The following is a 6,559-nucleotide window of genomic DNA, read 5'->3' as shown; positions in this document are numbered from 1 at the left end:
GGTGGGGCCCGCTCCTCCTCCCGGTATAGGTGGCCGCCTTCCACCCGCCCGGCGATCCGCAGGGAGAACCCGTCAGCGTCACGAATCCTCCCTGGCCTCCGGATGCCGGCCGGCACATCCGCCGGTAAGGACATGACACACTGCGCACCAGATCTGCTGCAGAATGCAGCCGTTTCTTCATGCATGCAGATGACGGCCATGACAGGGCATCGCTTGACAGGAGGACAAGGCGATGGATTCTCAGAGACAAGCACGGTCACAGTTCGTGACGTATCTTCGAGGCTTGATCGCAGATCGACAGAACGATCACAGTAAGTTGCACCGGAAGACGGGGATCCCGCGCCAAGTAATCGGCAACGCGGCGAACGGCCACCAGCTACCGTCACCCAGAGTCGTCGCAGACCTCAACCGGGAGCTGAAGTCCGACGGCGAACTGATCCGCCTGTGGAAGGAAGCGAAGCTCGAAAAGACAGCAGAAGATCTTGAATACGCCCTGCCGGGACCCGCAGGGTCGACCCGGGAGGCCTTGACAATAGCCGATCATCCTTACCTGGCCGCGCGACTCGCCGCCTACGAAGTTCGAGGACTGGTCGCGCTCGGAGACGAAGCCGGCGCACGAAAAGCGCTCGCGCTCATGCATGACCACGTCGTGGCCAGTCCCCCGCTACCCGGAGCATCACCGTTCGGACCCGCCCACGCCGACCAGTCGACAGCGCGGGCTCTCGCCCTTCTCCGGCATGGCGAGGCGGCCAAGGCGATGGCGCGCGCAGCGGTCGACGCCTACCAACGAACCGGTGGTGGATTCGAAGACCTCGGGAACGCCATGCTCAACCTCTCCCTGGCGCTGCTACTTCGATCCAAACCCGAGCCGGAGGAGGCTGCTCGGCACGCATCGGAAGTGGTCTCGATGTTGAACGCCACCCCGACCTACAGTGTCACAGCCAAGGCCGGAGATATCAGCAAGCATCTTGATCCGTTCGCTGAACTACCCCCAGCCAAAGATCTACGCGAGCGGCTCGGCACCCGCCCACGGCTCGCCCTCACCCAGTGACCGCACCCGAGATCCCCATCGTTGTCACGGAACGGCTCATCCTTCGCGACTGGTTCGACGCCGACATCGACCCGTACGCGGCGATGAACGCCGACCCCGAGACCATGCGCTATCTCGATGGTCCGTGCGGGCGGGAGGGGACAGTCCGACTGATCGAACGGGCCCGGGCGCTATGGGCGCGACGCGGACATGGCATGTGGGCCATGACCGACCGCTATACCAACGAGTTCAGCGGGATACCCGCCCAGCGCGTACCCCGCGATTCGGTCCAGTGATGCCTTCGATACCCTGTGCGCCGCGTTGTCGGGGGGTGACGCCCATTCCCCGATGCTGTCTCAACGGGGGTCGGTCATGTCGTACTACGACGATCAAAGGCACCACAGCTACCACGACGGCAGAAGCCAGGGCTACCAGCAGCCTCACCCGGGCGGAGATGGGCCGACCCGCGGCTACGGACCCCCGATGCCGCCACCGCGGCAGGGTCGCGACTGGAAGAAGATCGGCATTATCGGCGGTGTCGCCGTGGTCGCGCTTCTTATCGTCGCCGCGATCGCGAGCCCCAGCTCCACGACCGCCACCCCGACGGCCGCGACCACCGCCGTCCCGGCGGCGACGACAACGGCCATTACGGTCCCCGGCACGGAAGGGGGTATCCCTACCACTGCCGCGCCTGCCGCAACCCAGCCGACGGTCCCCGCGGTGAAGGCGGTCCCTAGTGTTGTCGGCATGAACCTGCAAAGCGCGCAGGAGCTTCTTTTCCCGCCCTTGCGGTCGACTTCAATCGACGCGACTGGACGGGGACGCCTTCAGGTCATCGACTCGCATTGGAAGGTGGTACGGCAGGAGCCGGCAGCGGGCACCGTGGTGCCGTACTTGACCGACATCAAACTGTACGTGGTCAAAATCGACGGCTCACTGACTTAAGGCCGGCCGCACCGGTGGTACGCCCCTACTCACCGAGGAACGCTGACAGCGCATACGTCCCATGGCAGTCGAGGTTGCCGCGAGCCCGGTCGTACCCCCTTCGTCGTCCGCGGGTCGGTCCAGCCGGCGGCCGGTCGCCGTGGCGAACAGCGGCCCGGTGGTGCGGCCGGCAAGGTAGGTGTCGAGGGCATGCCCGGTCGCCGGAGCGAGCACGATGACCGCGGCCTTCGCGCCCTTGCCGACCATGCGGATGTGTCGGCGGCCACGGAACTCAATGGCCCTTGACAGTTGTGGGATGGTGCATGGATGGGGGATCTTGCGGAGCGTCCGTATGACGATCGTGACGATCGATTCGTGTGGAACCCGGATGACGTCGAGGTCTACGGTCCCAACGGCCTGCCGCGGCGTCCGAGCGATCCCATTCCGCCACGGCCGGAGAACCGGAGGTACGCCCCGGTGCAGCCGGGGGAGGTGATCCTCCGGCGTCTTTCTGACGGCGCTATCAGGGCTTACACGTCGGTTCACACGGAGGAGTTCGTCGCCTGTTTCATCCCTGTGATCTTGCATCCGGGTGATCACGAGTACGTGGCGTATGACCGGCGGCTTCCGCCCGAAGCCGTGGCGGAAGCGTTGCCGGAGCGCAGGTCATGGCGGTACCGATTGCCGGGTTCGCGGTGGGCTTGGGGCGGGCGCTGAACCAGCTCAGGCATTGGTGCCTGGTGGGGGCGCCGTCGAGCCGGTGGCGTTCGGGTGCCAGACCCTGACCAGGTCGGCGGTGGGGCAGTGCTCGAAGTAGCCCTGATCGTCATTGACGAAGAACGAGTCCCCGATGCCGAGGTCGAGGACTCCCCAGCCGATGACCGGCTCGTGCCAGGTGATTCCGTCGGCGTGGTGGAACTCGCCCATCCAGCCACCGCCAGGGATGGCGGTAACGATGTGGTCGTCAACGTCGGACGGTATGTCTGGCCGATTCCGGCCGATCGCGGTGACCATCTCGTCGAGGATCTCGTTGGTCCACTTCGTCTGGACCAGGCCTGACTGCGCGATCCGGATCAGAAGGTTGCGCAACGTGTTCGGATAGAGCACGTTGGCGTCGTACACCACCGTGAAGGTCATCGTTCAGTACAGCTCTAGTTCCTGGGTCAGCTCGGTCAGGTTGTCGGCCTCGCGTCGCCGCGCCAGGTCGTCGCGGCTTCTGTACTCGTGGAGGTCGCGAAACTTGATCCGCCGGTGGGTGCCGATCAGATCGGGGTCCGGCCGCCCGGTCGCCCGGTCGCGCCGTCAACCTGGCCGGGCATCTCTGCCACCTCCATCAACATTCACGGTTCCCAACTGCATCATCCGAAACAAACGCAACATCTGCAAGCCTTGTGCGCGGGCCGACATCGGCCGCGCCGCGCGGGCTGGACGTCGAGTGCCCGGGCAGCGCCGCGCCCGCCGCCCTGGACAGCCGTCCGGTCGTCGGGGCGAGACATCCGAGTACACGGCTCGTTGACGTGCTCGGCGTGTACATGGCGTCCCGATCTACCCTCGTCGATGTCCTGCGGCAGCCCGGCACACTGGTGCTACTGTTCCGCGACCTCCGCCCCCGCAGTGAGAGGTCGCGTCGCGGACGCGGTGACTACCAACGTTCGCGAGTTCGGGTCCTCATGATCGCGCGGCGGTCGAATTTGGGGGAGCCAGTCACGGTCCAGGGACCGCAGACCGTGCTCAGGTCTCCCAAATTCGCCGGCAGGGGGGCGATCAGATGGAAGTCGACATTGATCGGTGCGGAGATCGGTGCGGAGATCGGTGCGGGGGCCGGTGCGGGGGCCGGTGCGGACGCTAACGGCACGTGGACGATCGCGGCCTGAGTGTGCGTGCCAGCTCGTGCGGATGGGCGCGGTGCGGGTAAGGAGTACGGGTAGGTAGGGACTGCATACCGCTGACGGACGGGATACCGCTGACGGACGGGATACCGCTCACGGACGGGGAGGCGAGAGATGGCGCAGGTGGGAGAACGGGAGGCGCGCAGGGTCGCCGAGGCGGCCCGGGAGGCCGAGTGGCGGCTTCCCTCGTTTGGCAAGGAGCTTTTCCTCGGTCATCTCCGGCTCGATCTGATCTCCCCGCACCCGCGGCCGAAGGAGGGCGACCGGCAGCGGGGGGAGGCGTTCCTGGCCCAGCTCGAGTCGTTCCTGCGGGAGACGGTGGACCCGTTGCAGATCGAGCGGGACGGGCGGCTACCTGGGCAGGTGATCGACGGGCTGCGGCGGATAGGCGCCCTCGGCATGAAGATCCCCGAGGAGTACGGCGGACTCGGGTTGACCACCGTTTACTACAACCGGGCGCTTGAACTGTCCAGCTCGTGGCATGCGAGCCTGCCCACGCTGCTCTCGGCGCACCAGTCGATCGGCGTGGCCGAGCCGGTCCTGGGGTTCGGTACCGAGGAGCAGAAGCGGACGTATCTACCGAAGGTGGCCCGCGAGGAGATCAGCGCGTTCCTGCTGACCGAGCCCGACGTGGGCAGCGACCCGGCCCGGATGAGCAGCCAGGCGGTGCCGGTCGAGGGTGGCGCCGCCTACGAGCTGAGCGGCCGCAAGCTGTGGACCACCAACGGTGTGATCGCCGATCGGCTGGTGGTCATGGCGGTCGTCCCGCGCTCGGCCGGTCATCGCGGTGGCATCACGTGTTTCATCGTCGATGCCCACGCACCCGGCGTGAAGGTGGAGCACCGCAACGAGTTCATGGGTCTGCGCGGCATCGAGAACGGGGTGACCAGCTTCGAGCGGGTCCGGGTCCCGGCCGCGGACCGCCTCGGGCGGGAAGGCGAGGGGCTCAAGATTGCCCTGACGACGCTGAACACCGGTCGCCTCGCCCTGCCGGCGACCTGTGTGGGCGGCGCCAAGTACGCGCTGCGCATCGCCCGGGAATGGTCGCGGGACCGCGTCCAGTGGGGTCGGCCCATCGGCCAGCACGACGCCATCGCCCAGAAGATCGCGTTCACGGCCGCCACCACGTTCGGGCTGGAGGCGATGCTGGAACTGTCCGGCCTGATGGCCGATGAGGGACGCGGGGACATCCGGATCGAGGCTGCCCTGGCCAAGCTGTATGCCAGCGAGATGGCCTGGCTGATCGCCGACGAGCTGGTCCAGATCCGCGGCGGCCGCGGGTACGAGACCGCCCAGTCCCTGGCCAACCGGGGGGAACGACCGGTACCGGCCGAGCAGATGCTACGCGACCTGCGCATCAACCGGATCTTCGAAGGCTCTACCGAGATCATGCGGTTGCTCATCGCGCGGGAGGCCGTGGACACCCACCTCGCGGTGGCCGGTGACATCATTTCCCCGGACGCGTCGGTCGCGGCGAAGGCCCGCGGCGCCGGACGGGCGGCCGCCTTCTACGGCCGCTGGCTGCCCGGCCTCGCCGTCGGCAGCGGGACGTCGCCGCGATCGTTCCTCGAATTCGGTCGGCTCGGCACGCACCTGCGTTTCGTGGAGCGCTCGGCGCGCAAGCTCGCCCGGTCGACCTTCTACGGGATGGCTCGCTGGCAGGGCGGACTGGAGAAGAAGCAGGCGTTCCTCGGGCGTCTCGTCGACATCGGCGCCGAACTGTTCGCTATCAGCGCGGCGGTCGTGCGGGCCCGGATGCTCGATGAGGAGGGCGAGCCGACTGCGATCGACCTGGCCGACCTGTTCTGCCGGCAGGCGCGACGCCGGGTCGAGGCGTCCTTCGCGGCGCTGTGGCGCAACGACGACGCCCGCAACTACACGGCGGCGCAGGAGGTGCTCGGGGGCCGCTTCAGCTGGGCCGAGTCCGGCGTGATGGACCCGAGCGGCGAAGGGCCGTTCCTCGCCGCGGAGCGGCAGCAAGCGGTCCCGACTCGACCGGCCGTCGACCTGCTCGCCACGGGCTGACCACGCGCGTGCCTCGTGTGATCATGCCGGCTGGTGTCAAGGCCTCCCGAAAAGTGAGCTGGCCGCCTTCGCTCACACGGCTGGTCTGGAGGTGACAGTCTGCCATTTTCCGCCAGGAACATCGAAATGGAACAGTATCGAGCACCGACTGTTCTCCCGGATCAGTGTCAACTGGGGTGGGCGCCCGCTGACCAGCCACGACGTTGTCGTCAACACGATCGGCGCGACCACCACCCGCACCGGGCTGACCGCCCACGAGCTGGCTGCACCACCCCACACTCACCGGCCTGGAAGGCCCGGCCTTCACCGCCCTGCTGGCCAGAGTCGAGCAGTACCTGCTCGATCACCCGCCGGTCAGCCTGCACCACAAACATGCCCGGTACCGCGTCCTGCGCCGCGGTCCCCTGTCGCTGTCTGACCGGCTGCTGGTCACCGTGATCCACACCAACCTGATCGACAAGGGCAACATCAAATTCTGAGGTTATTTTCCGGCAGATCCCTGGGGTCCCCTACCAAGCTGGCACGCTCGCAGACCCGCGGGTCCGGCCCCCGTCGCTGCGCGAGAAGCAGGCGTGAAACGAAGTTTCGATATGTCCTTGATAGGAAATGTCCATCCACCGTTCATTGGAACGTTGTTCCGTGCGGCTAGGTTCGTGAACGTGACGATCAGGCCCAGTGAGACCGGCGTGGC

The 6,559-nt window shown here is 67.0% G+C and carries 6 protein-coding genes and 1 pseudogene; 5 read left to right on the top strand and 2 right to left on the bottom strand.

The window, feature by feature from the left end; genetic code table 11:
• Window positions 1-232: 232 nt before the first annotated feature.
• The 3 genes from AC08OP_RS18245 to AC08OP_RS18235 all read left to right on the top strand — a co-directional run bounded on the left by AC08OP_RS18245 (window position 233) and on the right by AC08OP_RS18235 (window position 1,975).
• Complete coding sequence (locus AC08OP_RS18245) at window positions 233-1,051, top strand: hypothetical protein (protein ID WP_476615302.1); 819 nt, start codon at window positions 233-235, stop codon at window positions 1,049-1,051.
• Window positions 1,048-1,326, top strand: a complete 279-nt coding sequence (locus AC08OP_RS18240) for a GNAT family N-acetyltransferase (protein WP_476615301.1) — start codon at window positions 1,048-1,050, stop codon at window positions 1,324-1,326. The genes AC08OP_RS18245 and AC08OP_RS18240 overlap by 4 nt, the downstream gene beginning before the upstream one ends.
• Before the next feature lie 187 nt (window positions 1,327-1,513).
• The gene (locus AC08OP_RS18235; protein WP_476615300.1) at window positions 1,514-1,975 is read left to right on the top strand and encodes a PASTA domain-containing protein; all 462 of its coding nucleotides are present in this window, start codon (window positions 1,514-1,516) and stop codon (window positions 1,973-1,975) included.
• Here the strand turns inward: AC08OP_RS18235 and AC08OP_RS18230 are convergent.
• Together AC08OP_RS18230 and AC08OP_RS18225 are read right to left on the bottom strand one after the other, a co-directional pair.
• Window positions 1,964-2,221, bottom strand: coding sequence for a hypothetical protein (locus tag AC08OP_RS18230; RefSeq protein ID WP_476615299.1), 258 nt, complete (start codon window positions 2,219-2,221; stop codon window positions 1,964-1,966). The two genes, AC08OP_RS18235 and AC08OP_RS18230, sit on opposite strands and share 12 nt — an antisense overlap.
• A 456-nt stretch (window positions 2,222-2,677) precedes the next feature.
• Window positions 2,678-3,091 carry a hypothetical protein gene (locus AC08OP_RS18225; protein WP_476615298.1) on the bottom strand — a complete coding sequence of 138 codons (414 nt, stop codon included), beginning with the start codon at window positions 3,089-3,091 and terminating at the stop codon, window positions 2,678-2,680.
• An 866-nt stretch (window positions 3,092-3,957) separates the two neighbouring features.
• On the opposite strand from AC08OP_RS18225, the gene AC08OP_RS18220 reads away from it, so the two are divergent.
• Together AC08OP_RS18220 and AC08OP_RS18215 are read left to right on the top strand one after the other, a co-directional pair.
• On the top strand, window positions 3,958-5,868 hold the full coding sequence (locus tag AC08OP_RS18220; protein WP_476615297.1) for an acyl-CoA dehydrogenase family protein: 1,911 nt from the start codon (window positions 3,958-3,960) through the stop codon (window positions 5,866-5,868).
• A 49-nt stretch (window positions 5,869-5,917) separates the two neighbouring features.
• A pseudogene (locus tag AC08OP_RS18215) lies at window positions 5,918-6,347 on the top strand (ISAzo13-like element transposase-related protein); the annotation flags it as partial.
• Window positions 6,348-6,559: the final 212 nt, after the last annotated feature.

This window comes from Frankia sp. CeRuru1, assembly GCF_977966315.1.
Note: the sequence above shows the minus strand (reverse complement) of the source record. Positions and strands in the feature narration are given on the sequence as shown.

Excerpts from the sequence above, each read along its gene's own strand:
- AC08OP_RS18235 (WP_476615300.1), top strand. The coding sequence starts at position 1,514 with ATGCCGCCACCGCGGCAGGGTCGCGACTGGAAGAAGATCGGCATTATC.
- AC08OP_RS18230 (WP_476615299.1), bottom strand. The coding sequence starts at position 2,221 with ATGGTCGGCAAGGGCGCGAAGGCCGCGGTCATCGTGCTCGCTCCGGCG.
- AC08OP_RS18225 (WP_476615298.1), bottom strand. The coding sequence starts at position 3,091 with ATGACCTTCACGGTGGTGTACGACGCCAACGTGCTCTATCCGAACACG.
- AC08OP_RS18245 (WP_476615302.1), top strand. The coding sequence starts at position 233 with ATGGATTCTCAGAGACAAGCACGGTCACAGTTCGTGACGTATCTTCGA.
- AC08OP_RS18220 (WP_476615297.1), top strand. The coding sequence starts at position 3,958 with ATGGCGCAGGTGGGAGAACGGGAGGCGCGCAGGGTCGCCGAGGCGGCC.